This is a genomic window from Marinactinospora rubrisoli, from assembly GCF_042664915.1.
Lineage (GTDB): Bacteria > Actinomycetota > Actinomycetes > Streptosporangiales > Streptosporangiaceae > Marinitenerispora > Marinitenerispora rubrisoli.
The window spans coordinates 230,798-255,982 of record NZ_JBHTBH010000004.1; the positions used below are offsets into that span (position 1 = coordinate 230,798).

25 protein-coding genes are annotated in these 25,185 nt (G+C 71.9%); 15 read left to right on the forward strand and 10 right to left on the reverse strand.

What is annotated here, in order from left to right:
* Positions 1–89: 89 nt before the first annotated feature.
* The gene (locus ACFQRF_RS10115; protein ID WP_379870738.1) at positions 90–371 is read left to right on the forward strand and encodes a hypothetical protein; all 282 of its coding nucleotides are present in this window, start codon (positions 90–92) and stop codon (positions 369–371) included.
* A gap of 304 nt (positions 372–675) precedes the next feature.
* The gene (locus tag ACFQRF_RS10120) at positions 676–960 is read left to right on the forward strand and encodes a hypothetical protein (RefSeq protein ID WP_379870740.1); all 285 of its coding nucleotides are present in this window, start codon (positions 676–678) and stop codon (positions 958–960) included.
* 16 nt (positions 961–976) lie between these two features.
* On the opposite strand, the gene ACFQRF_RS10125 is transcribed toward ACFQRF_RS10120, so the two are convergent.
* A complete protein-coding gene (locus tag ACFQRF_RS10125) occupies positions 977–1,231 on the reverse strand; it encodes a GlsB/YeaQ/YmgE family stress response membrane protein (protein ID WP_379870741.1) in 255 nt (84 codons plus the stop codon).
* Positions 1,232–1,556: 325 nt separating this feature from the next.
* On the opposite strand from ACFQRF_RS10125, the gene ACFQRF_RS10130 reads away from it, so the two are divergent.
* From ACFQRF_RS10130 to ACFQRF_RS10175, 10 genes are all read left to right on the forward strand, one after another.
* On the forward strand, positions 1,557–2,837 hold the full coding sequence (locus ACFQRF_RS10130; protein WP_379870743.1) for a ricin-type beta-trefoil lectin domain protein: 1,281 nt from the start codon (positions 1,557–1,559) through the stop codon (positions 2,835–2,837).
* 242 nt (positions 2,838–3,079) lie between these two features.
* Positions 3,080–4,063, forward strand: coding sequence for a substrate-binding domain-containing protein (locus tag ACFQRF_RS10135; RefSeq protein ID WP_379870745.1), 984 nt, complete (start codon positions 3,080–3,082; stop codon positions 4,061–4,063).
* Positions 4,064–4,113: 50 nt separating this feature from the next.
* Positions 4,114–5,169 carry a galactitol-1-phosphate 5-dehydrogenase gene (locus tag ACFQRF_RS10140; protein ID WP_379870746.1) on the forward strand — a complete coding sequence of 352 codons (1,056 nt, stop codon included), beginning with the start codon at positions 4,114–4,116 and terminating at the stop codon, positions 5,167–5,169.
* Positions 5,170–5,171: 2 nt separating this feature from the next.
* Positions 5,172–6,686 carry an FGGY-family carbohydrate kinase gene (locus tag ACFQRF_RS10145; RefSeq protein ID WP_379870748.1) on the forward strand — a complete coding sequence of 505 codons (1,515 nt, stop codon included), beginning with the start codon at positions 5,172–5,174 and terminating at the stop codon, positions 6,684–6,686.
* A complete protein-coding gene (locus ACFQRF_RS10150; protein ID WP_379870749.1) occupies positions 6,683–7,657 on the forward strand; it encodes a sugar-binding transcriptional regulator in 975 nt (324 codons plus the stop codon). The genes ACFQRF_RS10145 and ACFQRF_RS10150 overlap by 4 nt, the downstream gene beginning before the upstream one ends.
* Positions 7,654–9,201, forward strand: coding sequence for a sugar ABC transporter ATP-binding protein (locus ACFQRF_RS10155; RefSeq protein WP_379870751.1), 1,548 nt, complete (start codon positions 7,654–7,656; stop codon positions 9,199–9,201). Before ACFQRF_RS10150 ends, ACFQRF_RS10155 begins: the two co-directional genes overlap by 4 nt.
* Positions 9,198–10,211, forward strand: coding sequence for an ABC transporter permease (locus ACFQRF_RS10160; RefSeq protein ID WP_379870752.1), 1,014 nt, complete (start codon positions 9,198–9,200; stop codon positions 10,209–10,211). Before ACFQRF_RS10155 ends, ACFQRF_RS10160 begins: the two co-directional genes overlap by 4 nt.
* Entirely contained in the window at positions 10,204–11,157 is a 954-nt protein-coding gene (gene deoC / locus ACFQRF_RS10165) for a deoxyribose-phosphate aldolase (RefSeq protein ID WP_379870754.1), read from the forward strand. The genes ACFQRF_RS10160 and deoC overlap by 8 nt, the downstream gene beginning before the upstream one ends.
* An 11-nt stretch (positions 11,158–11,168) precedes the next feature.
* Positions 11,169–12,611 (forward strand): aldehyde dehydrogenase family protein, encoded by a 1,443-nt coding sequence (locus ACFQRF_RS10170; protein ID WP_379870756.1) that lies wholly within the window; start codon positions 11,169–11,171, stop codon positions 12,609–12,611.
* Positions 12,604–13,503: an aldehyde dehydrogenase family protein gene (locus ACFQRF_RS10175; protein ID WP_379870757.1), complete on the forward strand. Its 900-nt coding sequence runs from the start codon at positions 12,604–12,606 to the stop codon at positions 13,501–13,503. Before ACFQRF_RS10170 ends, ACFQRF_RS10175 begins: the two co-directional genes overlap by 8 nt.
* A 141-nt stretch (positions 13,504–13,644) precedes the next feature.
* Here the strand turns inward: ACFQRF_RS10175 and ACFQRF_RS10180 are convergent, their stop codons facing one another.
* Entirely contained in the window at positions 13,645–14,544 is a 900-nt protein-coding gene (locus ACFQRF_RS10180; RefSeq protein WP_379870759.1) for a helix-turn-helix domain-containing protein, read from the reverse strand.
* A 166-nt stretch (positions 14,545–14,710) separates the two neighbouring features.
* Here ACFQRF_RS10180 and ACFQRF_RS10185 point away from each other — a divergent pair, with 166 nt between their 5' ends.
* Positions 14,711–15,307 carry a short chain dehydrogenase gene (locus ACFQRF_RS10185; protein ID WP_379870760.1) on the forward strand — a complete coding sequence of 199 codons (597 nt, stop codon included), beginning with the start codon at positions 14,711–14,713 and terminating at the stop codon, positions 15,305–15,307.
* Positions 15,308–15,484: 177 nt separating this feature from the next.
* Here the strand turns inward: ACFQRF_RS10185 and ACFQRF_RS10190 are convergent, their stop codons facing one another.
* Entirely contained in the window at positions 15,485–16,105 is a 621-nt protein-coding gene (locus ACFQRF_RS10190; RefSeq protein ID WP_379870761.1) for a TetR/AcrR family transcriptional regulator, read from the reverse strand.
* A gap of 129 nt (positions 16,106–16,234) precedes the next feature.
* On the opposite strand from ACFQRF_RS10190, the gene ACFQRF_RS10195 reads away from it, so the two are divergent.
* Positions 16,235–17,104, forward strand: a complete 870-nt coding sequence (locus tag ACFQRF_RS10195; RefSeq protein ID WP_379870762.1) for an SDR family NAD(P)-dependent oxidoreductase — start codon at positions 16,235–16,237, stop codon at positions 17,102–17,104.
* A gap of 87 nt (positions 17,105–17,191) precedes the next feature.
* Here the strand turns inward: ACFQRF_RS10195 and ACFQRF_RS10200 are convergent, their stop codons facing one another.
* From ACFQRF_RS10200 to ACFQRF_RS10230, 7 genes are all read right to left on the reverse strand, one after another.
* Complete coding sequence (locus ACFQRF_RS10200; RefSeq protein ID WP_379870763.1) at positions 17,192–17,848, reverse strand: TetR/AcrR family transcriptional regulator; 657 nt, start codon at positions 17,846–17,848, stop codon at positions 17,192–17,194.
* 191 nt (positions 17,849–18,039) lie between these two features.
* On the reverse strand, positions 18,040–18,420 hold the full coding sequence (locus ACFQRF_RS10205; protein ID WP_379870764.1) for a hypothetical protein: 381 nt from the start codon (positions 18,418–18,420) through the stop codon (positions 18,040–18,042).
* The gene (locus tag ACFQRF_RS10210; protein WP_379870765.1) at positions 18,417–18,821 is read right to left on the reverse strand and encodes a hypothetical protein; all 405 of its coding nucleotides are present in this window, start codon (positions 18,819–18,821) and stop codon (positions 18,417–18,419) included. The genes ACFQRF_RS10205 and ACFQRF_RS10210 overlap by 4 nt, the downstream gene beginning before the upstream one ends.
* Before the next feature lie 11 nt (positions 18,822–18,832).
* On the reverse strand, positions 18,833–20,644 hold the full coding sequence (locus ACFQRF_RS10215; RefSeq protein ID WP_379870766.1) for a polymorphic toxin-type HINT domain-containing protein: 1,812 nt from the start codon (positions 20,642–20,644) through the stop codon (positions 18,833–18,835).
* An 87-nt stretch (positions 20,645–20,731) separates the two neighbouring features.
* The gene (locus ACFQRF_RS10220; protein ID WP_379870767.1) at positions 20,732–21,109 is read right to left on the reverse strand and encodes a hypothetical protein; all 378 of its coding nucleotides are present in this window, start codon (positions 21,107–21,109) and stop codon (positions 20,732–20,734) included.
* 326 nt (positions 21,110–21,435) lie between these two features.
* Entirely contained in the window at positions 21,436–21,696 is a 261-nt protein-coding gene (locus ACFQRF_RS10225) for a GlsB/YeaQ/YmgE family stress response membrane protein (RefSeq protein WP_379870768.1), read from the reverse strand.
* 1,126 nt (positions 21,697–22,822) lie between these two features.
* Positions 22,823–23,830 (reverse strand): ArsR/SmtB family transcription factor, encoded by a 1,008-nt coding sequence (locus ACFQRF_RS10230; protein WP_379870769.1) that lies wholly within the window; start codon positions 23,828–23,830, stop codon positions 22,823–22,825.
* 374 nt (positions 23,831–24,204) lie between these two features.
* Between ACFQRF_RS10230 and ACFQRF_RS10235 the strand changes: the two genes are divergently transcribed.
* Positions 24,205–25,176 carry an ATP-binding cassette domain-containing protein gene (locus ACFQRF_RS10235; protein ID WP_379870770.1) on the forward strand — a complete coding sequence of 324 codons (972 nt, stop codon included), beginning with the start codon at positions 24,205–24,207 and terminating at the stop codon, positions 25,174–25,176.
* Positions 25,177–25,185: the final 9 nt, after the last annotated feature.

Genomic DNA, 25,185 nt, shown 5'->3' on the forward strand with positions numbered 1-25,185 from the left:
AAACGCGGATTTTCTGCCGATTCGCGCGGTCTGTGCGTCGCAACGCGGCGACGCGACCCGGCCGGCCCCATGTGAAGCGGAGCCTCTTGATGTCGATCCCGCCGAGCCCGGCAGAGAGCCCGCAGCCCGTTCGGTTGTCCTATGTCCGGCTGGGCGAGACGCAACCGGAACTCGTCGACCGGATCGCCGGTGAGCTCCGCCGCCACGAACGCGTGATCATCGGCGCCCTCACCGACCGCGACCACCAGCGCATCACGTCCGCCGCCCGGGTCGCGGGCAAACGGCTGAAGCGCACCATCAGGATCACCGACACTCCCACCGGCATCGTGGTCGAGTTCAGTGACCTCGCCGCGGAGCCGGCCGAGGGCTGACCGGAGCCGCCCGAGACTCATCCGCGCGCACACCGCTCGTCCGCGCCGGAGCAGGGGACCACGACCGCGGACGGGCTTTCGCGCCGCCACCCCGGCCTTGACGGCCGGCCGCCAAGGGACGGTACCGGCTCCTGCCGGGCGGTCACCGCGGCGTGACGCACCTCATGTTCAAGAGTGCGTAAGCCCAGGTGTGAACCGCCCGCCCCGCGTTGTTCTCCCTGGTGAGACCGCACCGCCGCCGGTGGGAAGGCCCGGAGGGCGTGCGGTCGCGAATCGCACGATCATCATGGAGGGGGGTGGATCCGTGGGTGCCGACACCGCTCTCGCCCGGGGAATCGCCGAACGTGTGCTCCGCTGCCCCGAGGTGCTGGAGATGTGCCCACTACCCGGCGACGATGGACACGCCGGCCCGACGACCGGAGTCGTCGTGACCAGCGACTCCATCGAGATCCGCGTCCGCGCCCGCCGTGACCGTCCGCTGCCCCTGGTCGCCGCGCAGATCCAGGCCGCCGTCGGCCAGCTCGTTCCCGGTCACTCGCTCCGCCTGTACATCGACGGCAGCGACAGCACCCACGACCTGCCGTTCTGACGCCGGCGCCGGCGCGTCACGCCGTCCCGCGGGTGCGCGCGCCGGCCGCCAGGCACACTCCCAGAATCGCGAACAGCGCCTGGACGACCAGCGTCAGGAACACACCCACCCCCAGGGCGGTACCCACGCCGGCTCCGACGAGCGCCGCCACCGCCCCGATGGCGATCGTCAGCCAGGCCGGTGGGCGCTGCCGGCCCGGAAGCACGAGATGCGCGACGGCCCCGATGACGAGCCCGACGACAAGTGCGGTCACGATCCAGGTGCCGGTCACGGCAGTCCCTCCCCGCCGGTCGCGTCGCAGGTTGGTTCCCTCTGCACGCAGACTGCCCCGAAACCGGCGGGGAATGCGGCGGCGCGGTGGGGCTCGTGGGGACGGTGTGACCGGTGCACCATTCGGGACCTTGGACCCTTGGAGCCGATATCGGCGCGGGGTACATTGTCGAGTCACCACGAACGGTGATCAACCGGCAGCGCTGTGTCCATGGTGCTGCGTTCCCACGATTCTCCGTCATCCCCCTGCCGCGAGTCACGATTCGGTTGGTTCGAAGGGCGCGGCGCGACGTCCTTCACTCGCGGCGTCGTGAGAAGAGGACAACATGAACAGACGCGGATCGCGTCGAACGTCCCGCTGGTGGTTCCCCGTCACCGGCACCATCGCCGCAGCGACGGCGGTACTGCTCACCACCGGCCTGCTCGGCACCGGCTCGGCCGAGCCGATCTCCGCCGAGCCGGTGTCCGCGGACGCGCCGCGGGCGGCCCAGCTCGTCTGGTCGGACGAGTTCAACGGAGCGGCCGGCACCCGGCCCGACCCCAACAAGTGGACCCACGAGACCGGCGACCACGGGTGGGGCAACAACGAACTGCAGAACTACACGACCAGCACCGCCAACTCCGCGCATGACGGCCAGGGCAACCTGGTGATCACCGCGCGGCGGGAGGCCGATGGCGGCTACACGTCCGCCCGGCTGATCACCAAGGACACCTTCACCCGGCAGTACGGCAGGTTCGAGGCGCGGATCCGGGTCCCGCGCGGCCAGGGCATCTGGCCGGCCTTCTGGATGCTCGGCTCCGACTTCGACGAGGTCGGCTGGCCGAACTCCGGCGAGATCGACATCATGGAGAACATCGGCCGGGAGCCGGGCACCGTGCACGGCAGCCTGCACGGGCCGGGCTACTCCGGCGGCAACCCGCTGACCGGCAGCTACACGTTGCCCGGCGGGCGCGCGCTGGCCGACGACTTCCACACCTTCGCCGTCGAGTGGGGCCCCGACTCCATCTCGTGGTTCATCGACGACGTCCGTTACCAGACCCGGACCCCGGCGGACGCCGGCGGCAACCCCTGGGTCTTCGACCACCCGTTCTTCATGCTGCTCAACGTCGCCGTGGGCGGAAACTGGCCCGGCTACCCCGACGGCACCACCACGTTCCCGCAGACCATGACGGTCGACTATGTGCGGGTGTACGACCTCGGCAACGGCGGCGGTACCGATGGCCCGACCGGCGCCATCACCGGCATCGGCGGGATGTGCGTGGACGTGGCCGGTGCGAACACCGCCAACGGCACCGGCATCCAGTTGCACCCCTGCACCGGGCACGCGGCGCAGACCTGGACCATGGCCGGCGACGGCACGATCCGCGCCTACGGCAAGTGCCTGGACGTGGCCGACGGCGGCACCGCCGACGGCACCCGGGTGCAGCTGTGGGACTGCAACGGCACACCCGCGCAGCAGTGGGTGTACTCCTCGGAGCGCGACCTGGTGAACCCGCAGGCGAACAAGTGCCTCGACGCCACCGGTAACAGCTCCGCCGACGGCACCCCGCTGCAGATCTGGACCTGTGCGGGAACCGCCAACCAGAAGTGGAACGTGCCCGCCTAACCGGCACGACCGCACCACCGCCGAGCGCCGGGCGGGCCACGGGCCCGCCCGGCGCTCGCTGCTGTGCGGGCTCCGATAGCCGGCGCCGACAGCGGGCGGCGCCGCGCCGAGCGGGCGTTTTCGCAGGTCGGCCCTTGTGTGACCTGGGCCATGCTCATAAGAGCAAAAATCGACTCACATGTTGCCTGCGTGTGAACTGCGGATCTATGGTCCGTTACCAGGATCACACCTGGAGGCCCCATATGAGTGGATTGCGGGTATTTGTGGTACCGGCCGTGCTGGCCCTGGCCGCCTCGGCGTGCTCGGTCTCCACCACGCCCGGCGGGGAGGGTGGCGGCGGTGGCGGCGGCGACGGTGAGCTCACCATCGGCTTCAGCCAGGCCACCCAGCAGTCGCCGTTCTACGTGCAGTTGCGCGAGGGCGCCGAGCAGGCCGCCGAGGCGGCCGGCGCCGAACTCTACTTCGCCGACGCCGGTGGCGACGTCACCCGGCAGAACGACGACATCCAGGACCTGCTCACCCGGCAGGTCGACGTCCTCCTCATCAACCCCGTCGACCCCCAAGGCGTCCAGGCCGGTCTCGCCGCCGCCGAGGCCGCCGGAGTCCCCGTCGTCACCGTCGACCGTCCGGTGCCCGAGGGCGCCGTCTCCCATGTCGGCCGGGACAACGAGGAGATGGGCCGGCTCGTCGGCGAGCGGCTCGCCGAGGAACTGGGCGAGGAGGGCGGCACCGTCATCGAGATCCAGGGCGACGCCGGCGGAGCCGTCGCCCGTGACCGCAGCGCCGGGTTCCACCAGGCGGTGGAGGGCAACTCCGCGATCGAGATCGTCGAGGGTCCCTACTGCGACTACATCCGGTCCAAGGCCGTGACCGCCATGCAGGATCTCATCCAGACCAGCCCCGACGTCCGGGCCGTCTACGCCCACAACGACGACATGGCCCTCGGCGCGCTCCAGGTGCTCCGTGAGAACGGCCGGGACGACGTGCTCGTCGCCGGCGTGGACGGGCTCATGGAGGCGGTCGACGCCGTCGCCGACGGCGGTCCCTACACCGCCACGGCGCTCAACGACCCGATCTCCCTCGGCGAGACCGCCGTCGGCACCGCCCTCGGCGCGGCCGGTGGCGAGGACGTCCCGGAGCAGGTCGACGCCGGAACCGCGCTGATCGACGGCTCCAACGCCAAGGACTACGCCGGCGACACCGTGTTCGCCGGAGCCCAGGACTAGGCGCCCACCCGCCACCCACCCTCACCGAGCGAGAAGAGAGACCGAACACCATGTCGGACACCATGCGGGCCGCCGTACTGCACGCACCCGGCGACATCCGGGTGGAAGAGGTGCCCGTCCCCGAACCCGGGCCGACCGACGCGCTCGTGCGCGTCGCCGCCTGCGGCGTCTGCGGGTCGGACATCCCGCGGATGCTGCGCCCCGGCGGCTCCTACCACCTGCCGCTGATCTGCGGCCACGAGTTCTCCGGCCACGTGGTCGCCCTCGGCGACGGCCTGGCCGCCGCCGGTACCGTCCAGATCGGCGACCTCGTGACCGTACCGCCGCTCATCCCGTGCGAAACGTGCGGCCCGTGCCAGCAGGGCAACTTCAGCCTGTGCGAGGACTACGACTACTTCGGCAGCCGCCGCCCCGGCGCCTACGCCCAGTACGTCACCGTGCCCGCACGCAACCTCATGGTGGTGCCCGCCGATCTCGACCCGCGGGCCGCCGCGATGCTGGATCCCGCCGCCATCGCGCTGCACGCCGTCTGGCGGACCAAGCTGCGCAGCGGCCACCGCGTCGCCGTCGTCGGCGCCGGCCCCATCGGGCTGTTCGCCGTGCAGTGGGCGCGCATCGCCGGCGCGAGCGAAGTCCTCGCGATCGACCTCAACGAGCAGAAGACCGCCATGGCCCGCGAGGCCGGCGCCACCCACACCGCGACCAGCCCGGAGGAGGCCCGCGAACTCGCCGGGGCCGGGTACGACGTCGTCGTCGAGTCCGCCGGGGCGCCGCCCACCATCGAGCAGGCGGTCACCCTGACCGCCCGGCAGGGCCAGGCGGTGTTCATCGGGATCCCGCACGACCCCGTCGTGCTGCCCAAGGCCGCGTTCAGCCACTTCCTGCGCCGCGAGGCCACCCTGCACGGGGCGTGGAACTCCTTCTCCGCGCCGTTCCCCGGCGACGAGTGGCGGACGGCGGCGCGCGCCATGGCGTCGGGCGACCTCGCCTGGAAGTTCATGATCACCCATGAGCTCGGCCTCGACGAACTCCCCGGCACCATGCACCGGCTCGGCGAGCGGTCGATCTTCAGCTCCAAGGTGCTCTTCCTGCCGAACGAGGGCTGAGCATGAGCGCACTGCTGGCGATCGACCTGGGCACCGAGAGCGCCCGCGTCGCCGTCTACGCCGCCGACGGGCACCGGCTCGGCCAGGGGGAGAGCGGCTACCCCACCGATTTCCCCCGGCCCGGCTGGGCGGAACAGGACCCCGAGGACTGGTGGCGGGCCGTCGTCGCCGCCACCCGCGCCGCGCTCGACGTGGCGGGCCGGCCGGACATCGACGGCGTCGCCGTCGCCACCACCGCCTCCACCGTCACCGTGCTCGACCGGGCCGGCCGCCCGCTCCGTCCCGCGCTGCTGTGGATGGACGGCCGGGCCGCCGCCGAGGCGGCGCGCACCGCGGAGGTCGACCACCCGGTGCTCCGCTACGCGGGCGGCTCCGACGCCGTCGAGTGGCTGGTTCCCAAGGCCATGTGGCTGGCCCGCCGGGAACCCGACGTCTACCGGGCGGCGGCGCACGTCACCGAGGCGGTCGACTACCTCGTGTGGCGGCTCACCGGCGAGTGGACCGGCTCCCGGATGAACGCCGTGTGCAAGTGGAACTACGACCCGCGAGGCGCCGGCTTTCCCGAGGACCTGTACGCCGAACTGGGCGTTCCGGACCTCCGCGGCAAGCTGCCGGGCCGGGTCGCTCCGGTCGGCGACCCCGTGGGGACGGTGCACGCGAACGCCCGCGCCGAACTCGGCATCACCGGGCGCGCCGTCGTCTCCTCCGGCGGCATCGACGCGCACCTGTCGCTGCTGGCGGTGGGCGGCGCCGGTGAAGGGCGGGTGTCGATCGTGTGCGGCACCTCCAACGCGTTCGTCACCGAGATGACCGAGCCGGTCTTTCCGCCGACGGTGTGGGGCCCCTACCCGGACGCCCTCAACGACGGCCGCTGGCTGGTCGAAGGCGGTCAGGTGGCGGCGGGCTCGGTGCTGAGGTGGACCGGCGAGCGGCTGCTCGGCCGCCCGCGGTCTGAACTCCCCGAACTCATCGCCGCCGCGGCCGCCGTCCCGCCGGCCGGGCACGGCCTGCTGGTCCTGGACTACTTCATGGGCAACCGGACGCCGCTGCGCGACCCGCGGCTGCGCGGCGCCGTGCTCGGCCTCACCGTGGGCAGCACGCCGGAGCAGGTGTACCGGGCGGCGGTGGAGGGGGTCGCCTACGGCACCCGCCAGGTACTCGATTCCTTCGAGGAGGGCGGCGTGCCCGTCCAGAAGGTGCTCGTGTCCGGCGGCATCCGGCACAACCCGCTGTGGCTGCAGACCACCGCCGACGTCCTCGGCCGCCCGCTCCGCCTGGTGGCAGGCGACAACCTGTCGTTGCGGGCCTGCTCGGTGATCGCCGCGGTCGGCGCCGGGCACCACCCCTCGCTCGGCGCCGCCGCCGCGGAATTCGCACCCGAGACCCGCACCGTGGCGCCCGACGCCTCGCGCCGGGACGCCTACGAGGCGGGCTACGCCGACTACCGCGCGGCCACGGCCGCCACCCGTGAGGTCTCGCACCGGCTGAGCGCCCCGGCACCGGAGCGCGCGCCATGACCGACCCCGGCTACGACGACATGCTGTACCAGGTCGCCAGCCTGTACTACGAGCACGACCGCACCCAGGAACAGATCGGCCGCGAACTGCACTTCACCCGGTGGAAGGTCGGGCGGATGCTCGTGGAGGCGCGCGAGGCCGGCATCGTCCGGATCGAGGTGGTGCACCCGCAGTCCCGGGTGCGGTCCCTGGAGCTGCGGTTGCGCGAGCGGTTCGGCCTGCGGGACGCCGTCGTGGTGTCCGCACGGTCCGCCGCCGACGACGAGGGCGTCCGCGAACTCGTCGCCACCGCGGCCGCCCAACACCTCGCCGCGCTCCGGCCGGCCCCGGCGCTACTCGGCGTCTCCTGGGGCCGGACCCTGGACCTGGTGGCGCGCGCCGTGCAGCCCGGCTGGGCGCGCGGCGCCGACGTCGTGCAGATCAACGGCGGCCTGAGCCGGTCCCGGCGCCCGACCTCCGCCCACGACATGGCGAGCCGGCTCGCCCACCACGGCGGCGGCACCGTGACCCTGCTTCCCGTGCCCGCCATCGTCGAGGAGGAGAGCACCCGGCGCGCGCTGGAACGGGACAGCGCGGTGGCCGGTGTCCTGACGCTGGCCGGCCGCGCCGACGTGCTGCTGTTCAGCCCGGGCGGCATCCAGCGCGACTCCGTGCTCGTGGAGTCGGGGCACATCGACGCCGCGGACGTGGCGCGGCTCGCCGCGGCCGGCGCGGTCGGCGACGTCGTCGGCCGGTTCATCGACGCCGAGGGGCGGATCGTGGACCCCGAGCTGGACGCCCGCACCCTCGGCCTGACCATCGACGCGCTGCGGGCCGCCGCCCGGTCGGCGACCTCCATCGCGGTCGTCTCCGGCGCGGCGAAGCACGACGTGTGCCGGGCGGTCGTCGTCGGCGGCGTCTGCAACGTGCTCGTCACGGACGACCGAACCGCGTCCGCCCTGCTGACCTCCGAGGAAGGCGATTCGGCATGACGGAACACCCGGCGAACCCGCCGCGTCCCGCGGGCGCGAGCACCGGTGGCACCGGCGTGGTGCCGCGGCTGCAGATGCGCGGCATCGTGAAACGGTTCCCCGGCACGGTGGCCAGCGACGGCGCCGACCTGACCGTGCTCCCGGGCGAGGTGCACTGCCTGCTCGGCCAGAACGGAGCCGGCAAGAGCACCCTCATGAAGATCCTCGCGGGCTCCTACCAGCCCGACGAGGGCGAGATCCTGCTCGACGGCGAACCGGTCCGGCCGGCCAGCCCGCAGGCCGGCCTGGCCGCCGGCATCGCGGTCATCTACCAGGAGCTGGACCTGGTCCCCGACCAGACGGTCGCGCAGAACCTGCTGCTCGGCCGCGCACCGGCCGCCGGGCCGTTCGTCCGCGACCGCCGCCGCCGGGAGCTGGCGCGCGCCGCGATCGAACGCGTCGGTGGCACCTTTCCGGTGACGGCGAAGGTCCGCGACCTGCCCATCGCGGCGCAGCAGCTCACCGCGGTCGCCCGGGCGCTGACCGCCGACGCCCGCGTCATTGTCATGGACGAACCGTCCGCCACCCTCGGCGCGGCCGACCTCGACGCCGTGTTCGCCGTCATCCGGTCGCTCACCGCCGAGGGACGGTCCGTCGTCTACATCTCGCACCGGATGGACGAGGTGATGGAGATCGGCGACCGCGCCACCGTCCTGCGCGACGGCCGTACCGTCGGCGTGTACGACATCGCCCGCACCCGCAAGGCGGAACTCGTCGCCGCCATGATCGGCGACTCCACCGAACTGGTGCGCCCGGCCGGCCGGCCCGCTCCCTCCGGGGAGCCGCTACTGGAGATCGAGCAGGTGCGGCTGCCCGGGCTGCTCGACGTCTCCGGTATCTCGGTGCGCCCCGGCGAGATCGTCGGCCTGGCCGGTCTCGGCGGCGCGGGCCGCACCACCCTGCTCCGGGCGCTCTTCGGCGACGCGCACGGCGACGTCACGGTCCGCCTCGACGGTCGCCGGGTGCGGCTCGGCACGCCCGCGGCGGCGGTCCGCGCCGGGTTCGCCCTGGTGCCGGAGAGCCGCAAGGAGCAGGGGCTGATGCTCGGATTGTCGGTCGGCCGCAACGCCGCCGTCACCGCCCTGGGACGACCGCCGTGGCTGTTCCCTCGCCGTGCCGGCGCCCGCCGGGCGGCCCCGGTCCTCGCCGGACTCGGTGTGCGGCACGCCTCGGCGGACCAGCCGGTCGGCGAACTGTCCGGCGGCAACCAGCAGAAGGTCGTGCTCGCCAAGTGGATCACCCGGGGCGGCCTGCGGGTCCTGCTGCTCGACGAGCCCACCCGCGGCCTCGACGTCGGCGCCAAGGCCGACCTCTTCCGCGAGGTGCGCCGGCTCGCCGACACCGGCGTGGCCGTGCTGCTGGCCAGCAGCGAGCTGACCGAGCTCACCGCCAACGCCGACACCGTCTGGGTGCTGCACGAGGGCCGCAACGTCGGCCGCTTCGACCCCCGGACCACCCCCGAGAACACCATCGCGCACACCGTCATCACAGGAGTGACGCCATGACCGCAACCACCAGCGTCGACGCGGCCGCGCCCGGTCCGGGGCCCTCGCGGCCCGGGGCGGGGCGGCGACGCGGAGCCGACCTCGTCGTCAAGTCCAACCTGCTGCTCGTCTTCCTCGCGCTGTGCGTCGTGGCGAGCCTGCTGGCGCCGGAGTTCCTCACCACCCGGAACCTGGCCAACCTGCTGCAGCAGTCGGCCCTCACCGGCATCGTCGCCATCGGCATGACCATGGTGATCCTGACCGCCGGGATCGACCTGTCCGTGGGCAGCACGGCCGCGTTCGGCGGAATGGTGGTGGCGCTGCTCATCGACCGGGACATGAACTTCGTCCTGGCCATACTCGTCAGCCTCGCGTGCGGGGCGGCGTTCGGCGCGGTGATGGGCGGGCTGTCCGCGTACCTGTCGCTGCCGGCGTTCATGACGACACTGGCCGGTCTCACCGCCATCCGCGGGCTCACCTACCTGCTCACCGACGGCGAACCGGCCGGTGGGGACATCCCCGAGGCATTCCAGCTACTGGGCGGCGGCTTCGTCGGGTACCTCCCGATCGTCGGCATCATCTTCGTCGCCGTCACGGCGCTCGCCGCCTTCGTGCTGCGGTGCACCACGTTCGGCGAGTACGTCTACGCCGTGGGCAGCAACAAGGAGGCCGCCCGGCTGTCCGGGCTGCCGGTCCGCGCGGTCATCACCACGGTGTTCGCGATCTCCGGTGCGCTGTCCGCGCTGGCCGGAGTGCTCCTCACGTCCCGGCTCACCATCGGCCAGCCCACCGCGTTCAACGGGCTGGAACTCGACGCCATCGCCGCCGTGGTGCTCGGGGGTACCAACCTGTTCGGCGGACGCGGCGGGGTTTTCGGTACCTTCGTCGCGGTGCTGCTCCTCTCCGTTCTGCGCAACCTGTGCAACCTGCTCGGACTGGGGTCGTTCTTCCAGATGGTGGTGACCGGACTGATCCTGGTCGCCGCCCTCATCCTCAACATGGCCATAGAGAAGCGAGGTGCTCGTGCCTGACACAGCAGTAGCGCCGCCCGCGCCCGACATCGCGGCGTCGAACACGTCGCTGCGGGCGTACCTGCACGGACTCCCCGGGGTCGACGAGGTCGGGGCCCGGGCACGCGCCGCCGACCTGGCGACCCGGTCGATCAAGACCACCGCCAAGCGGGCGGCCATCGACCTGGCCATTCGCATGGTGGATCTGACCACGCTCGAAGGCGCCGACACGCCCGGCAAGGTACGGGCGCTGTGCGCCAAGGCCGCCCTGCCCGACCCGCAGGACCGCTCGGTCCCGCGCGTTGCGGCGGTGTGCGTCTACTCCGACCTCGTGGCCACCGCGGTCGCCGCGCTGGAGGGCACCGGGGTGGGCGTCGCCTCGGTCGCCACCGCCTTCCCGGCCGGGCGGGCACCGCTGGAGGCCAAGCTCGCCGACACCCGCCGCGCGGTGGCCGACGGCGCGGCCGAGATCGACATGGTCATCGACCGCGGCGCCTTCCTCGCCGGTGACTACCGCAAGGTCTACGAGGAGATCACCGCGGTCAAGGAGGCGTGCGGTGCCGCGCACCTCAAGGTCATCCTGGAGACCGGCGAACTCGTCACCTACGACAACGTGCGGCGCGCCTCGTGGCTGGCCATGCACGCCGGCGCCGACTTCATCAAGACCTCCACCGGCAAGGTCGCGCCGGCGGCGACCCTGCCGGTCACCCTGGTCATGCTGGAGGCCGTGCGCGACTTCCGCGCCGCGACCGGCCGACAGGTGGGGGTGAAGCCGGCGGGCGGCATCCGCGTCACCAAGGACGCCGTGCGGTACCTGGTCCTGGTGAACGAGACGGCCGGCGCCGACTGGCTGGACCCGGCGTGGTTCCGGCTGGGCGCGTCCAGCCTGCTCAACGACCTGCTGATGCAGCGCACCAAGCTCACGACCGGCGCCTACCAGGGCCCCGACTACTACACCCTCGACTAGGAGGACGCGCTGTGGCAGACCAGATCTTCGAGTACGCGCCGGCGCCGGAGTCGCGTTCGGTCGTCTCGATCGACCCCTCCTACGAGCTGTTCATCGACGGCGCGTTCACGCCCGCCTCGGGGGACGGGCGGATCACCACGCTGAACCCGGCCGACGAGGAGCCGCTGGCCGAGGTCGCGGTGGCGACCGAGGCCGACGTGGACCGCGCGGTCGCCGCCGCCCGGCGCGCCTTCGACGAGGTGTGGGGCCCGATGTCCGGCGCCGAGCGCGGCAAATACCTGTTCCGCATCGCGCGCATCATCCAGGAGCGCTCGCGGGAGCTGGCCGTCCTGGAGTCGCTGGACAACGGAAAGCCGATCAAGGAGACCCGCGACGTCGACCTGCCGCTGGTCGCGGCGCACTTCTTCTACCACGCCGGCTGGGCGGACAAGCTGCGGCATGCCGGACTCGGGCCGGACCCGCGCCCGATCGGCGTCGCCGCGCAGGTCATCCCGTGGAACTTCCCGCTGCTCATGCTGGCGTGGAAGATCGCGCCGGCGCTCGCCACCGGCAACACGGTGGTGCTCAAGCCGGCGGAGACCACGCCGCTGACCGCCCTGGCGTTCGCGCGGATCTGCCAGGAGGCGGACCTGCCCCCGGGCGTCGTCAACATCCTCACCGGGGCCGGCGAGACCGGCCGCGCCCTCGTCGGGCACCCGGGGACCGACAAGGTCGCCTTCACCGGCTCCACCGAGGTGGGCCGGGAGATCGCCCGCGCCGTGGCAGGCACCGGCCGGCGGCTCACGCTGGAGCTGGGCGGCAAGGGCGCCAACATCGTGTTCGACGACGCCGCGATCGACCAGGCGGTCGAGGGGATCGTCACCGGCATCTTCTTCAACCAGGGGCACGTGTGCTGCGCGGGGTCCCGGCTGCTGGTGCAGGAGTCCATCGCGGACGAGCTGCTGGACCGGCTGAAGGCGCGCATCGAGCGGCTGCGGCTCGGCGACCCCCTGGACAAGAACACCGACATCGGCGCGATCAACTCCGCCGCCCAGCTCGCCCGCATCCGCGACCTGGCGCAGGCCGGCACGGACGAGCAGGCCGTCGGCTGGTCGCCCGCCTGCGAACTGCCCGAGCGCGGCTACTGGTTCCCGCCGACCGTGTTCACCGGCGTGTCGCAGGCGCACCGGATCGCCCGTGAGGAGATCTTCGGGCCGGTGCTCTCGGTGCTGACCTTCCGCACTCCGGACGAGGCCATCGCCAAGGCCAACAACACGCCGTACGGGCTGTCGGCGGGCGTGTGGACGGAGAAGGGCTCCCGGATGCTGTGGGCGGCGAACCGGCTGCGCGCCGGGGTGATCTGGTCGAACACCTTCAACAAGTTCGACCCGGCCAGCCCGTTCGGGGGGTACAAGGAGTCGGGCTACGGCCGCGAGGGCGGCCGGCACGGACTGGAGGCGTACGTCAATGCCTAGGCTGCGGAAGAGCACCGAGCGCGCCCCGGCCGCACCGGGCCGCCTCGCGGTGCGCAAGACCTACAAGCTCTACGTCAACGGCGCGTTCCCGCGTTCCGAGTCGGGGAGGAGCTACCCCGTGACCGCACCCGACGGAACGCACCTGGCCAACGCGGCCCTGGCCTCGCGCAAGGACGCCCGCGACGCCGTGGTGGCCGCGCGCAAGGCGTTCGGCGGCTGGTCGGGGCGGACCGCGTACAACCGCGGCCAGATCCTGTACCGGGTCGCCGAAATGCTGGAGGGCCGTGCCGCCCAGTTCGCCGACGAGGTGCAGGCCGCCGAGGGGGGCACGCGGGCGGACGCGGAGCGGGAGGTGGCCGCCGCGATCGACCGGTGGGTGTACTACGCGGGCTGGACCGACAAGATCGTCCAGGTGGTGGGCAACGCCAATCCGGTGTCGGGGCCGTACTTCAACCAGTCCACACCGGAGCCGACCGGCGTCGTCGCGGTGTTCGCGCCGCAGGACGCGCCGCTGCTCGGCCTGGTGTCGGTCGTCGCCCCGGTGATCGCGTCCGGCAACACGGCCGTGGTGGTGGCCGGCGAGCGCGCGCCGCTGCCCGCCGTCACGCTGGCCGAGGTGCTCGCCACCTCCGACCTGCCCGGGGGCGTGGTCAACATCCTCACCGGCCGGGTCGGCGAACTCGCCCCGCACCTCGCGGCGCACGCCGACGTCAACGCCCTGGACCTGACGGGGACCGGCGACCTGGCCCGCGAACTGGAGGAGACCGCGGCGGCCACCCTCAAGCGGGTGCTCCGGCCGCGCGACGACGAGGACTGGGCCGCGGACCCGGGGCTGGGGCGCATCACCCCGTTCCTGGAGACCAAGACCGTGTGGCACCCGGTCGGGGTCTGACCCGGTCCGGGTGCGGGCGGACATAGGGCCGCCCGCACCCGGCTTTCCGGGAGGCGGTGGCCCGAAGTCGCAGACGGCGTCCGGGCCGGGCGGCCGGTCCCAGCGGGCACGGCTTGCGGGTGTGAAGAGGCGGGGAAACGATCAGCGTGCGGGCTGTGTCGGGCGAGACGCGGGCGGGTCCGACTCGGCTGAGCCCGCCGCCAGGCCGCCGAGCAGCCGCAGTGCGGCCTCGGACGCGGATCCGGGCTCCGCGGAGAACACCACCAGCCGCTGGCCCTCGTCGTCGGGCAGCTGGAGCAGTTCGTCGGTGAGCGTCAGCCGGCCCACCACGGGATGCCGGTACGTGCGAGTGTGATGCGCGCAGCCGCGGACCGGGTGCGCGGCCCACAACGCGGCGAAGTCCGCACTGCGCGTCGTCAGCTCACCGACCAGCGCGGCCAGCCGGGTGTCGTGCGGGTGGCGTCCGGCGATCAGGCGGAGGTCCGCGACGGTGTCGCGCGCCTTGCGCTCCCAGTCGGTGAACAGGTCGCGGACGTGCGGTTCGAGGAAGAACATCCGCGCCCAGTTCGGCCGGCCGGCGGGCCGCCGCGGCGCCGTGAAGTCCAGGTGCCCGGCGAGGAGGGCGTGCGCCATCCGGTTCCACGCGAGTACGTCGGCGCGCCGGCCGAGCACCAGCGCCGGGACCGCCCCCAGGGACTCGACCAGCACCCCGACCTCGGAGCGCAGCCGCTCGGGCCGCGTCCCGCGCCGGGACGCGGCGACGGCCGGCCGCGCCAGGGCGTACAGGTGGGACCGCTCCGTGTCGTCCAGCCGCAGCACCCGCGCGATCGCGTCCAGGACGGCGTCGGAGGCGTTCGGGCTCTGCCCCTGCTCCAGGCGGGTGTAGTAGCCGACGCTGACCCCGGCCAGCCGCGCCAGCTCCTCCCGGCGCAGCCCGGGGACGCGGCGGCGCCCGCCGTAGTCGACCAGCCCGACGTCCGCCGGCCGCAGCCGCGCCCGCCGGGAACGCAGGAACTCGCCCAGGTCGGCGTGTCGGTCCATGCCGTCCAGTGTGCACGGTGCCGTGCCGCGCTGCCTGCCCCTGGCAGGGGGAGGATACGCGGACCCACCCCCGCCAGTGGGCTGGCGGCGGGCGCGGCCCGCGCGGAGGCTGGTCGGCGTTCTCGCGGAGTTTCGGGGGACACGACGAGCGTGCGGGGGAGTGGACATGCCGGCCAGCAGGGTCATCGTCATCGGCGCGACCGGGACCATCGGCGGCGCGGTCGCCGACGCGCTGCGGCGCAACGGTCACGATGTGGTCCGGGCGGCGCGGAGCGGGCCGGTGCGGGTGGATGTGGCGGACCCCGCCGCCATCGACGCGCTGTTCGCGGCCGTGCGCGACGTCGACGCGGTCGTGTGCTGCGCCGCCAGCGGCGCGCTGACGCCGCTCGACACCGCCTCGGACGCGGCCTACACCACGGGCCTGGACGGCAAACTCCTCGGTCAGATCACGCTGGTCCGCCGGGCGCTGCACCACCTGCGCGACGGAGGGTCCGTCACCATCACCAGCGGCCGGTTCGACCGGCCGCTCCCCGGCAGCTCGTTCGGAGCGCTGGTCAACGCGGGCTTGGACGCGTTCGTCCGTGCCGCGGCGCCGGAGCTGCCCCGCGGCCTTCGGCTCAACGCGGTGAGCCCCGGCTGGGTGCGGGAGACGCTGCGGCACCTGGGCATGGACGACGGGCCCGGCACACCGGCGGCGGACGTCGCTCGCGCCTACCTGACGGCGGTCGAGGGGACGGTTCAGGGGCGGGTGCTCACGCCGTGATCACCGCTGACCTGACAGGGGCGGTGCTCGTCCTTGGCCGTTCAGCGCGATGGGGCGGAGGCCGTCCGAGGGGAGGGCCCGGAGCCGGGCCGCGCGCCGGGACCGGCCGGTCTCCGTCAGGCGATCAACCCAACGGGGTCCCGGCCAGCGTGAACGGACCCGGTGCCCGTGGCCGGGTCACCCGGCCGCCGGGGGCTGCGGCCGCAGGCCGTTCAGGGCCGCCTCGACCACGGCGTCGGCGAACTCGGCGGTGAGCGGGCCTTCGCGATACAGCCAGCGATTCCGGAGTGGCCCCCAGATCAGTTCCACGGCGAGGTCGATGTCGGCGTCGGTGGCCAGCTGACCGGCGGCCTGAGCGGCGCGCAGCCGCCGGCGCTTGAGGTCCTTCACCGGCCGGTCCAGGCGTTCGGTGTAGTCGGCGGCGAGAGCCGGGTCGATCAGCATCTCGACGGCGAGCGCGCGCATCGGCTCGCTGATGCGAGGGTCGTTCAGCTCCTCGACGGTGGCGCGGAGCACCGTCTTGAGGTCGGCTTCGAGGTCGCCGGTGTCGGGCAGCTCCGCCGCCTGATCGGCGTCTCCCTCGGAGAGCATGAGCAGCGCGTCGAAGAGCACCGCGCCCTTGGACGGCCACCACCGATAGACCGTCTGCTTGCCGGCACCCGCCCGCGCGGCGATGCCCTCGATGCTCAGCTGGGCGTAACCCACCTCGGCGGCCAGTTCCAGCGCGGCGGTGAGGATGGCGCGACGGACGGCCGGGTTGCGCCGGGTGGCATCGGGGGATCTGCGCTGCGTCGCCATGGAGACAGGGTACCGAGGACTGAGACGAGACGGTCCGTCTTGCGCCGTCGTCCGGTAGGCCGTACAGTTGTCGACGTTGACGAGACGGACCGTCTCGTCTCAGTCGAGAGTCGATCAGGAGGCACCTCCATGACCGCTTCTGCCACCGGCGCCGGCCGGGTCTGGTTCGTCACCGGGGCCAGCCGCGGCCTGGGACGGGCCTTCACCGAGGCCGCGCTCGCCGCCGGCGACCGCGTGGTCGCCGCGGCCCGCACCGTCACCCCGCTGGAGGAACCGGCCGCCGAGTACGGTGAGCGGCTGTTCGCGCTCCCCCTGGACGTGACCGACCGCTCGGCGGTGCAGGCGGCCGTCGACGCGGCGGTGCGGCACTTCGGGCGCCTGGACGTCGTCGTGAACAACGCCGGGTTCCTGGCCATGGGCATGATCGAGGAGTTCACCGAGGCCCAGGCGCGCGCCCAGATGGAGACCAACTTCTTCGGTGCGCTGTGGGTCAGCCAGGCCGTCGCGCCGCACCTGCGGGCCCAGCGGAGCGGGCGCATCTTGCAGATCGCCAGCGTCGCCGGTCCGGGAGGCGCCCCGCTCACGGGCATGTATGGCGCGAGCAAGGCCGCGCTCGAAGGGATGAGCGAGGCGCTGGCCGCGGAACTGGCGCCGTTCGGCGTCAAGCTCACCATCGTCCACCCGGGTGGCTTCTGGACCGGCCTGTACACGGCCGGGCTGGCCATGACCGAACCCATGGCCGCCTACGCCGAACTGCGCGCCGAAACCGAAAAGGGGTTCTCCGAGGGCTCCGTGGACAGCATGCCCGAGGTGGCCGCCGAGGCTGTCATGAAGCTGGTCGACAGCGAGGACCCGCCGGTCAGCGTGCTGCTGGGCAGCATGGTCTACGACCTGGCCTTCGACCTGTCGCGCAAACGAATGGCGGTGTGGGAGAAGTGGGAGGAGGTCAGCAGGGCCGCCGAACAGCCGGTCCCGGCGCCGGAGGGGTACGGCGCCTGACGTGGCCCGGCGCCACGCCACGGGACGCCCCGCACCGGCTCCGAAGCCGCTCGCGACGCGCGGAGGCGGGAGCGGCCGGACAGCGGGCTAGCCGGCCGCGGGGACTCCGTACGCCCGCAGGAAGGTGTCCACGGCCGCCACCGCCACTGCGCGGGTGTCGGCGGCGGAGACCTCGCGGGTGCCCAGCCGCGACCTCGCCTCGATCGGGCCGGTGAGCAGGGAGAGGAACTGCTCGGCCGCCGTGGCCGGGTCGCACGACCGCAGCCGCCCGGCCAGCGAGAGCCGCGCTAGCCGGTCCGCCAGCGCGTCACCGATCCGGTTCGAGGTGCGGTCCTGCACGACGCCGACCAGATCGGGGAAACGGGCGACCTGCGCGTAGGTCAGCCACCGCAGCGAACGGGCGCGCTCGGAGCAGCACACCCGGAGCAGCCGGTACCCCACGTCCTCCAGGCCGGCGCGCAGGTCGGAGCCGGGGTCGCGGAGCCGTTCGACGACGGCGAGGTTCTCCATCATCACGGCGTCGGCGGCGGCCTCCATGGCATGCCGGAACAGGTTCTCCTTATCGCTGAGGTGGTTGTACACGGTCGGCTTGGCGACCCCCGCCTCCTCGGCGATCTCCTGCACGCACGCCTGTCCGTACCCATGGCGGGCGAAGACCACGAAGGCGGCGTCCAGGATGGCCTGACGCTTGTCGATCCGGCCTCGCGATCCCGCCCGGGCGGTGGAGGCTGTCGCTCCGGTCACGCTGGCATGGTAGCGCGGCGGGCGGTTTCGTTTGACCAGTGGGTTCAGTGCAGTGAACCGCTCGTCCTATGACCGGCGAGATCACTATGGTGCAGCCCCGTACCCGGAGTGGGGGCGGCTGCTCGAATCGATCCCGAGCGCGTGAGGCCCCTTCGATCCACAGTGTCTCCGCAAGGGCCTAGCTGGCCGGTTCATGGAATGCGGTAAAGGCCCCAGCTTCCGCCAGGAAGGTCTTCGGGGGAGTTTTCCTGTATCCCCCATTTATCGCGGAATAGACTGTGTCGTCGCACGGTCTCAGTGTCCATCGAGTTGGCGACGACGAACCCGCTTCCGGTGTGCCATGAGAGTTCATAACGTGAGGGGCTCGATGGGAGTGAGTTGTCCCGTATCTTGAGGTCATGGAGTTGTGGGTCGATGGCGAATTCGTGTACCTGGAAGAACGCGATGTTCACCAGTTCCTGGTAATCGTTCCAGCTAGGCGGGGCGGAGAGGAGTAGGGTGTTGTTTTTTGAGGTGTAGTAGAGGACGATGAATTTTCGGTTCGGAAAATGATGGATCGTGTCTCTTGTCACGAGAATAGCTCCTGATCGCTGTGGGTATCGTACAATTGTTCGACCGCGAGTGCCTCCTCGATGGATGATCCGTCCCTGATCTGTATCACCCTTGGTCGCTGAGCGAGCATGTAGCCGGTGTACTCGGCTGTGTGGAGCATGAGGCCCGTTTTTCTGTTCGGGTGATTTGATAGATCATCACCGAAGGTTTGCTCGATCTCCGCTACGGGCATCTCTGTTATTTCCAGGCCGGAGAATTTTGGTTGCATTCGAATGCGATCTGTGCCATGGAAGAATAGTATGTCGGAAGTCGTGTTATCGCGCGTATCGCGTCCGACGATCACGACCATGGAAAACGAGGAGCGCCAGGCGCGTATCCGGAACTCCCACTCTGCTGGGTAATGTATGAATGCCTGGGACATTTGGATACCTTTTATAGTCCGGTGAAATTAACTCGGTCCAGCAGTCCGTGCTCGCTCAGATAGTAGAGTTCCCAGCGAGTTATGCCTCCTTCCATTCTGTTGTAGGGATCGACGAATCCGTCGCTTCCGAAAGTCGCTCCTGGTGCGTAGGATGCGACCGCCTCGTAATCCGTAGTAACCTGCTTGATTTTATCTGCCAGTGTTTCGCCTGGGATGGCGCTGACGTCGAAGTTTATGGTCGTGTTCGGATTGTTGACTACTTGTCGAAACACTTCCGGGAAACGGTCCATTCCAATATTATTGAGGTGAATTCCGGCATTTTCGCGTGCGCGGCCGCGGGGATCCGTGTGGGCCGCCCCCAGGTACAGGTCATGGGGATTGGAAGGGACGTAGTCGAGCTGGTATTGGTCCCGCGCCGTTGGGCCGTCGATGCACTCGTCGTTGTGGACGAGTACGTCCGCCCCGCCGGCCCCAACGTAGTACGTGTGCAGGTCGTCGACCGTGAGGTTGTACACCGCCTGGCCGGCGACGGTCCGCGCCTCGATCGCTGACACCTGGACCCATGTCCCCGCGCTGGTGCGTAGCCATGTGCCCGGTTGCAGGTCGGCGGCGTCGACCCACGTTCCGGTGTCGGGGACCCAGAACGGATGGCCGCCGGTCGCCGTGATCGTGTCCGAGCCACCCGTGTCGTCGGTGACGGTGATCTCCACGAGGGCCTTCTCGCCCTCGCCGGTGATGACCGCGGTGACCGTACGCGCACCGGTCTCGCCCGTCAGCGGGTCGGTCGCCAGGACGTGGTCGCCCACCGCGACCTGTTCGATGGCGAGGTGGCCGCCCCCGGCCATCAATACCGGGGTGCCCGCCAGGAAGCTGTTGCGTGCGCAGCTCGCCGCAGCGGTGTCACGACGCCCGGAGTCCGGATCCCGGTTGTTCGGCGGGTCCGCGTCCGGCGGCCAGTTCTCGCCGTCCGCGAGGACCGTGCCGTCCCGCTCATCGCGGGAGCCCTGACCGTCGGGGAGCGGCTTGAAGATCCGGGACAGCGCACCGGCGGCGCCGATGCCCGGGAGGAAGTACGAGCCGAGGTTCCACGCGCCGCGACCGAGCGCCGCGCCGTAGTCGCCGCTATGCCAGGCGTCGAGGACGTTCTCATCGACCACGCTGCGTACCGCGCCGCCGATGCTCAGTGGATAGTCCCAGAGCGCCCAGGCGACGCTGGACGAAAGGCCCTCCCAAAGCGCGCCGAGCCGGTCTCCCGCGCGCCACATCTGGCCGGACCGCAGGCCGGCCACCATCGCGTCATCGCGCATCTGCTCGTAGACGCCGACGGCGGTGTCCACGGCGCCGCGCGCCGTCCGGATCGGGTGCAGGACACCGTTGACGACGCTTTCCACGAAACCGGTGACGTCGTTGATGATGCCGCCCACCACGCCCTCACCGAGGAAGGCGCCGACGTGCCCCCAGAACCCCTTGTCGTCGGCGCCGGCCGTCACCGGCGGCGGGAGGTCGTCGGCCGGCCGGGCGTCGGCGGGGTCGGTGCCCGGCTCCTCTTCTTCGGCTGCGGGGTCCTGCCGTGGCGCGTCGGTGGAGGAGACCACGCCCGGTTCGCGCTCGGGGGCGCCAACGGCGGGATCCTCGGGGGCGGCCGCCGGTCCGGTGCGGTCCGGGTTCAGCACCTCGTCCAGCGCGGTCCGCACGCCGGAAGAGATGTCGGCGGGTAGGTCGGTGGCGGCGATCGCCGCGAAGATCGCGGCCACCAGGACGATGACGGCGGCGTACTCGGCGAGGCTGGCGCCGCGTTCGGGGTCGTGGATTCTCCGCAGCACTGGTTCGCTGTCCTCGCAGTGGGGGCGGTGCGGTGGTGGAACCTGTGGAGGGCGCGTGGACGCGCCCTCCCGGGAGGAATCGGCCGATCAGGCGTGCGGGACGGCGGGTGCGCGGAAGTGGGTGCGGGAGGCGCGCTGGGTGAGGAACACCAGGGTGAGGATGGGAAGCAACAGCTGGCTGAAGCCCTGGGGGCTGCCGTTCCCCAGGTTCCCGAGCGCGATGAGCATGGTCAGGACCTGCAGGACGAGGATCGACCAGTAGAGGACGCGGCGGCCCTTGGGCAGCCGTAGGGCGAAGATGAGGGAGAGGACGCCCGGAAGGGCCGCCCACGTGAGTCTGCCCAGCATCACGGCGTTGATCTCGTACACGAACAGCGCGCCGACGACGGAGATGGCGGTGAGTCCGGCGGTGACGAACAACAGGACGCGCACCGTCTTCAGACTGCCGGGCAGGGGGCGCTTCATGGCCGGGCCTCCGGTGTGGTCGGGGGATTGCGCTTCGTAGCCTACCCGCGACCTGCGACGTTCGGCGGGGCGGAACCGCTGTGCCGCCGTCGCTTCACCCTCACGACAGCGGCGGACCGGGGGCTGCCGGACGACTCGCGGATCGCGCGGCACGGCCCGGCACGGCGCCACCGGCGCGCAGGTCGTGCCGGTCTGGGCCCGGACGACGCGTGCCTCACCGGACCCGCTGCCCCGTCCGGTCAATGATGACGCCCGTCAGGTGGGGCACTCGCGGGCGAACGACGTGGTGGTGCGCCGCGTGAGCACGCGGCGCACCACCACGGGCTTCACACCCTGCGTCCGCGGGCGGACCACATCCCGGCGACCGCGTAGACGACGATGGCGGCGAGGACCACCTGGACGATGAGGATCACGAGCCAGAAGGAGGTGAAGAAGCTCGCGATCCACGAGCCGACCAGCGCCGCGATGATGCCGATCAGCAACGTCAGCCAAATAGGTATGTGCTGCTTGCCCGGCACGACGAGGCGGCCGAGCGCGCCGATGATCAGGCCGACGACGATTGCACTGATGATTCCGGTGATCGCCATAATGCCTCCAATGCCGATACGAGTCCCGTGCCCTGAGCGGCCCGGTTCAACCGGACGGATGGGAAAGGCGTTGGCAAAAGCGGAAAAGTCGCCCGTAATAGGTCAGGTCCGGCCCGGTCCCGCCCGGTGGACTCCGGCGCGTCCGGTACGGCGCAGCGCGGTACCGCGTGCGAGCAGGACCGCGGGGCAATCGAGGGGCGCCACGCCCAGGAAGGTCGGTTCGGCGGGGACGGCGTAGCACCGCTGGATCCAGGTGGCGTCATGGCCGCCCGTCAGGAAGTCGGCCAGGGGCTGGGAAGGCCGCCGGCAGTGCCGGGGCGAGCAGCAGCACGGCCAGGCGGGGCACGGGCGTCCACCACGGCCGGACCGCACGCCGGGCGGCCCAGACCCGGGAACGCCGCACGCCGAGGGCGGCGAGCGCGGCGACCATGAGCGTGAGCACGCCGAAGGCGGCGTCGACCTTCCACAGGTCCGGCCCACCGGCCGACGTAGGAGTCCGGCCCCCGGTGAGGGCGACGATGCCGTCCGCGAACCCTCAGGCGTCCTCCTCGGTGAGCGTCATGCCGCTGTTGAGCCGGCACCGCGACGCCGTACCCGGTCTCCTCCCACCAGGATCCGGTGGGAGGAGTACGTGGACAGCGACCCGCCGTGCCGGACCTGGGTGGCGACGCTCCCGTCACCGGCCCTGGGCTCCCGGCGCATCCGGCCGGGCCCGTAGCGTCCGTCCGGGGCGAGGCGCCCATTCGTGGCTCACGAGGCCGGCCGCGTGCGCACCTGGGCGGCCGGTGGGTCCACGCGTCGGCCTCCCCGGGCCGCGCCGCGACGTGCGGTCCCGGTGGTGCGGCGGGCGGTCGCACGACCGGGAAGAACTGTCCGGTTTCAAGACCTCTCTAGGGAACCGTCGCCAATGTCGGTTTCGTCGGCCTACACCGCCGGACACCCACGCTGAGCTGCGCTTTTCGATCGGGTTTGAAGAGTGTGGCGGGCGGGAGGCCGCACCCCGGAAGATGGAACCGCGCCACGGTCCGCCAGGCATTCCGGGCAGGACCCGGTGCGAAGGAGGGGCACGGACGACTTCGTGTCCACGGTGACCGGTCGGGGGCAGGGATGGGGTGCTCCCGGCCGATCAACCCCCTCCGTTGTGGCGCAGCAGATCCGCGCCCGATGGCGTGATGGTGTGCAGCACGTGCTGGCGGTCGCGCGTGCTGATGATCAGCCCGGCGTCGCGGAGGACCCGGATGTGGTGGCTCGCTGCCGCCGGGGAGATCCCGAGCTGACTCGCGAGTTCGGTCGTGGTGACGCCCAGCGCGATCACCTCCAGCGCCGCCGCGCGGGTGTTGCCCAGCAGCGCCGCCAGCATCGATCCCCCGCCCGGCGAGCCGCGTGGATAGGCGCCGCGCCGGGCCTGGCGGGCGCCGTTGTGCAGGGGGTAGACGACCACCGGCGGCAGCTCGGGGTCGGCCAGCGCGATGGGGCGCAGCCAGCAGAAGTACGACGGCACCAGCTTGAGACCCCTGCCGTTCAGCGCGAGGTCGCGGTCGGCGGGGTAGTCGACGTGCAGCACCGGCGGCTTCCAGTGCATCATCGGCTCGAAACTGCCGAGCAGCCCCTCGATCCCGCCGTCCATGATCGCCCGGGAGCGGCGGATCCGGTCGGCGTCCACGTCGGCCTGAATGTCGTCCCAGTACGGCTCCAGGACGGCCGCGTGATACCTGCGCAGCCCGTCGAGCAGTTCCTCGCGGCCGCGCCGGTCGCCGTCGGCCAGTGCCTGTCCGGGGCTCGGTAACCGGCCGCCCTCGGCCACCCGGCCGAGCTCGTACCGCAGCCGCTCCCGGGGGGTCGCCGCGATGGCGTCCAGCCCCGCGTCCAGTCCGTGTTCCGCGGCGTCCGGGGTGAGGAAATCCGGCATGTAGAGCGCGTGCGGCGCGATCGGGATGAGGAGCGACCGGACGGTCTCCACCAGTCCGTGCCGGGGCAGCGCGAGCCGCGCGTCGTCGTACCAGCGCAGGACGGCGGCGCGCCCCCGCCGTGTCTGAAAGCGGTGCAGGCTCAGCACCGCCTCCCACAGCGGATCCGGGCCGGGCGCGACGCGTACCCGGGCCAGGTCCGCTTCGGTGAAGTGGATCCGCAGCATGTCGGTCAGCTCCGCATTCGGCCGAGGGCGGTCCGAACCATCGTGGCGGTGCTCGGGGAACGGCCGCCAGGTTACCCGTGGACAGCGGCCGTGTCCGGCCATCCCGGATGACGGCCGAGTGCCCGCGGAATCTGGCTGCTTTTATTTCCGCTCGTTCGGAAAATCGCATGTCGCCCCCGGTGCACCTTCCGGAAACCGGACAGCGGAGGTAGCGGACGGCCGGTGTTTTCGCAGGTCAGAAAAACGTGAACGTCACGTTCGCGTTTGCCAGGGCGAAATGACGTGGACAAAGATGAATCAACTTCCAGCAAGCCCCTGACCTGGGCTTCTTCTCCATGCCCTGAACCCGCCTGTCCAATCCCGAGGAGATCGACATGATTCACGCCCGAGGACTGACCCGCCGGTTCAAGGTGCGCCGAGAAACCGTGGAGGCCGTCCGCGGCCTCGACCTGGACGTGGCGGACGGCCAGCTCGATGCCGTTCTCGGTCCGAACGGCGCCGGAAAATCGACCACGCTCCGGATGCTCACCTCACTGCTCCCACCGACCTCCGGTACCGCGACCGTGGCCGGATGCGACGTGGTCGCCGATCCGGCCGGGGTCCGCGCCCGGATCGGATACGTCGGCCAGCGCAGCGGCGCCGGTGACGAGTACCGCTGCCGGGACGAACTGGTGACCCAGGGCCGCTGCTACGGCCTCACCCGCGCCGAGGCGGGACGGCGCGCCGACGAACTGCTTGAGCTTCTGGACCTGCGAGCCCTCGCCCACCGTGGGCCGGCCACGCTCTCCGGCGGGCAGCGCCGGCGGCTCGACATCGCGATCGGGCTCGTCAACCGCCCCGCGCTGCTCTTCCTGGACGAGCCCACGACGGGCCTCGACCCGCACAGCCGCGCCGAGGTCTGGCGGCACATCCTCCGGCTGCGCGCCGAGTACGGCACCACGATCCTGCTCACCACCCACTACCTGGAGGAGGCCGACAACATGGCCGAACGCGTGGTGGTCATCGACCACGGCCGGGTGATCGCCGACGGCACTTCGGAACGGCTCAAGAGCGACCTGGCCGGCGACCGGCTGACGATCACCACCGGCGACGCGGCCCACGCCGCCACGGCCGCAGCGGTCGCCGCCCGGCTGGCCGGACCGGACGAAGTGGCCCGGGACGGCCTGGACGTGCGGGTGCGGGTCCCCAACGCCGGGGCGGCGGTGCCCGGCTACCTCCGGTCGCTGGACGAGGCCGGAGTCAAGGTGACCGCGGTGGAGACGGCCCGGCCGACGCTGGACGACGTGTTCCTCGCCCTGACGGGGCGCAGCCTGCGCGAGAGCGAGTCCGCCGGAGCCGCCGCGTGACGACCGTCC

What these genes read in the sequence shown, in the direction of transcription:
- ACFQRF_RS10115 (WP_379870738.1), top strand. Translation starts at nt 90, where the DNA reads ATGTCGATCCCGCCGAGCCCGGCAGAGAGCCCGCAGCCCGTTCGGTTG.
- ACFQRF_RS10130 (WP_379870743.1), top strand. Translation starts at nt 1,557, where the DNA reads ATGAACAGACGCGGATCGCGTCGAACGTCCCGCTGGTGGTTCCCCGTC.
- ACFQRF_RS10135 (WP_379870745.1), top strand. Translation starts at nt 3,080, where the DNA reads ATGAGTGGATTGCGGGTATTTGTGGTACCGGCCGTGCTGGCCCTGGCC.
- ACFQRF_RS10140 (WP_379870746.1), top strand. Translation starts at nt 4,114, where the DNA reads ATGTCGGACACCATGCGGGCCGCCGTACTGCACGCACCCGGCGACATC.
- ACFQRF_RS10145 (WP_379870748.1), top strand. Translation starts at nt 5,172, where the DNA reads ATGAGCGCACTGCTGGCGATCGACCTGGGCACCGAGAGCGCCCGCGTC.
- ACFQRF_RS10150 (WP_379870749.1), top strand. Translation starts at nt 6,683, where the DNA reads ATGACCGACCCCGGCTACGACGACATGCTGTACCAGGTCGCCAGCCTG.
- ACFQRF_RS10155 (WP_379870751.1), top strand. Translation starts at nt 7,654, where the DNA reads ATGACGGAACACCCGGCGAACCCGCCGCGTCCCGCGGGCGCGAGCACC.
- ACFQRF_RS10160 (WP_379870752.1), top strand. Translation starts at nt 9,198, where the DNA reads ATGACCGCAACCACCAGCGTCGACGCGGCCGCGCCCGGTCCGGGGCCC.
- ACFQRF_RS10175 (WP_379870757.1), top strand. Translation starts at nt 12,604, where the DNA reads ATGCCTAGGCTGCGGAAGAGCACCGAGCGCGCCCCGGCCGCACCGGGC.
- ACFQRF_RS10180 (WP_379870759.1), bottom strand. Translation starts at nt 14,544, where the DNA reads ATGGACCGACACGCCGACCTGGGCGAGTTCCTGCGTTCCCGGCGGGCG.
- ACFQRF_RS10185 (WP_379870760.1), top strand. Translation starts at nt 14,711, where the DNA reads ATGCCGGCCAGCAGGGTCATCGTCATCGGCGCGACCGGGACCATCGGC.
- ACFQRF_RS10190 (WP_379870761.1), bottom strand. Translation starts at nt 16,105, where the DNA reads ATGGCGACGCAGCGCAGATCCCCCGATGCCACCCGGCGCAACCCGGCC.
- ACFQRF_RS10195 (WP_379870762.1), top strand. Translation starts at nt 16,235, where the DNA reads ATGACCGCTTCTGCCACCGGCGCCGGCCGGGTCTGGTTCGTCACCGGG.
- ACFQRF_RS10210 (WP_379870765.1), bottom strand. Translation starts at nt 18,821, where the DNA reads ATGTCCCAGGCATTCATACATTACCCAGCAGAGTGGGAGTTCCGGATA.
- ACFQRF_RS10220 (WP_379870767.1), bottom strand. Translation starts at nt 21,109, where the DNA reads ATGAAGCGCCCCCTGCCCGGCAGTCTGAAGACGGTGCGCGTCCTGTTG.
- ACFQRF_RS10225 (WP_379870768.1), bottom strand. Translation starts at nt 21,696, where the DNA reads ATGGCGATCACCGGAATCATCAGTGCAATCGTCGTCGGCCTGATCATC.
- ACFQRF_RS10230 (WP_379870769.1), bottom strand. Translation starts at nt 23,830, where the DNA reads ATGCTGCGGATCCACTTCACCGAAGCGGACCTGGCCCGGGTACGCGTC.
- ACFQRF_RS10235 (WP_379870770.1), top strand. Translation starts at nt 24,205, where the DNA reads ATGATTCACGCCCGAGGACTGACCCGCCGGTTCAAGGTGCGCCGAGAA.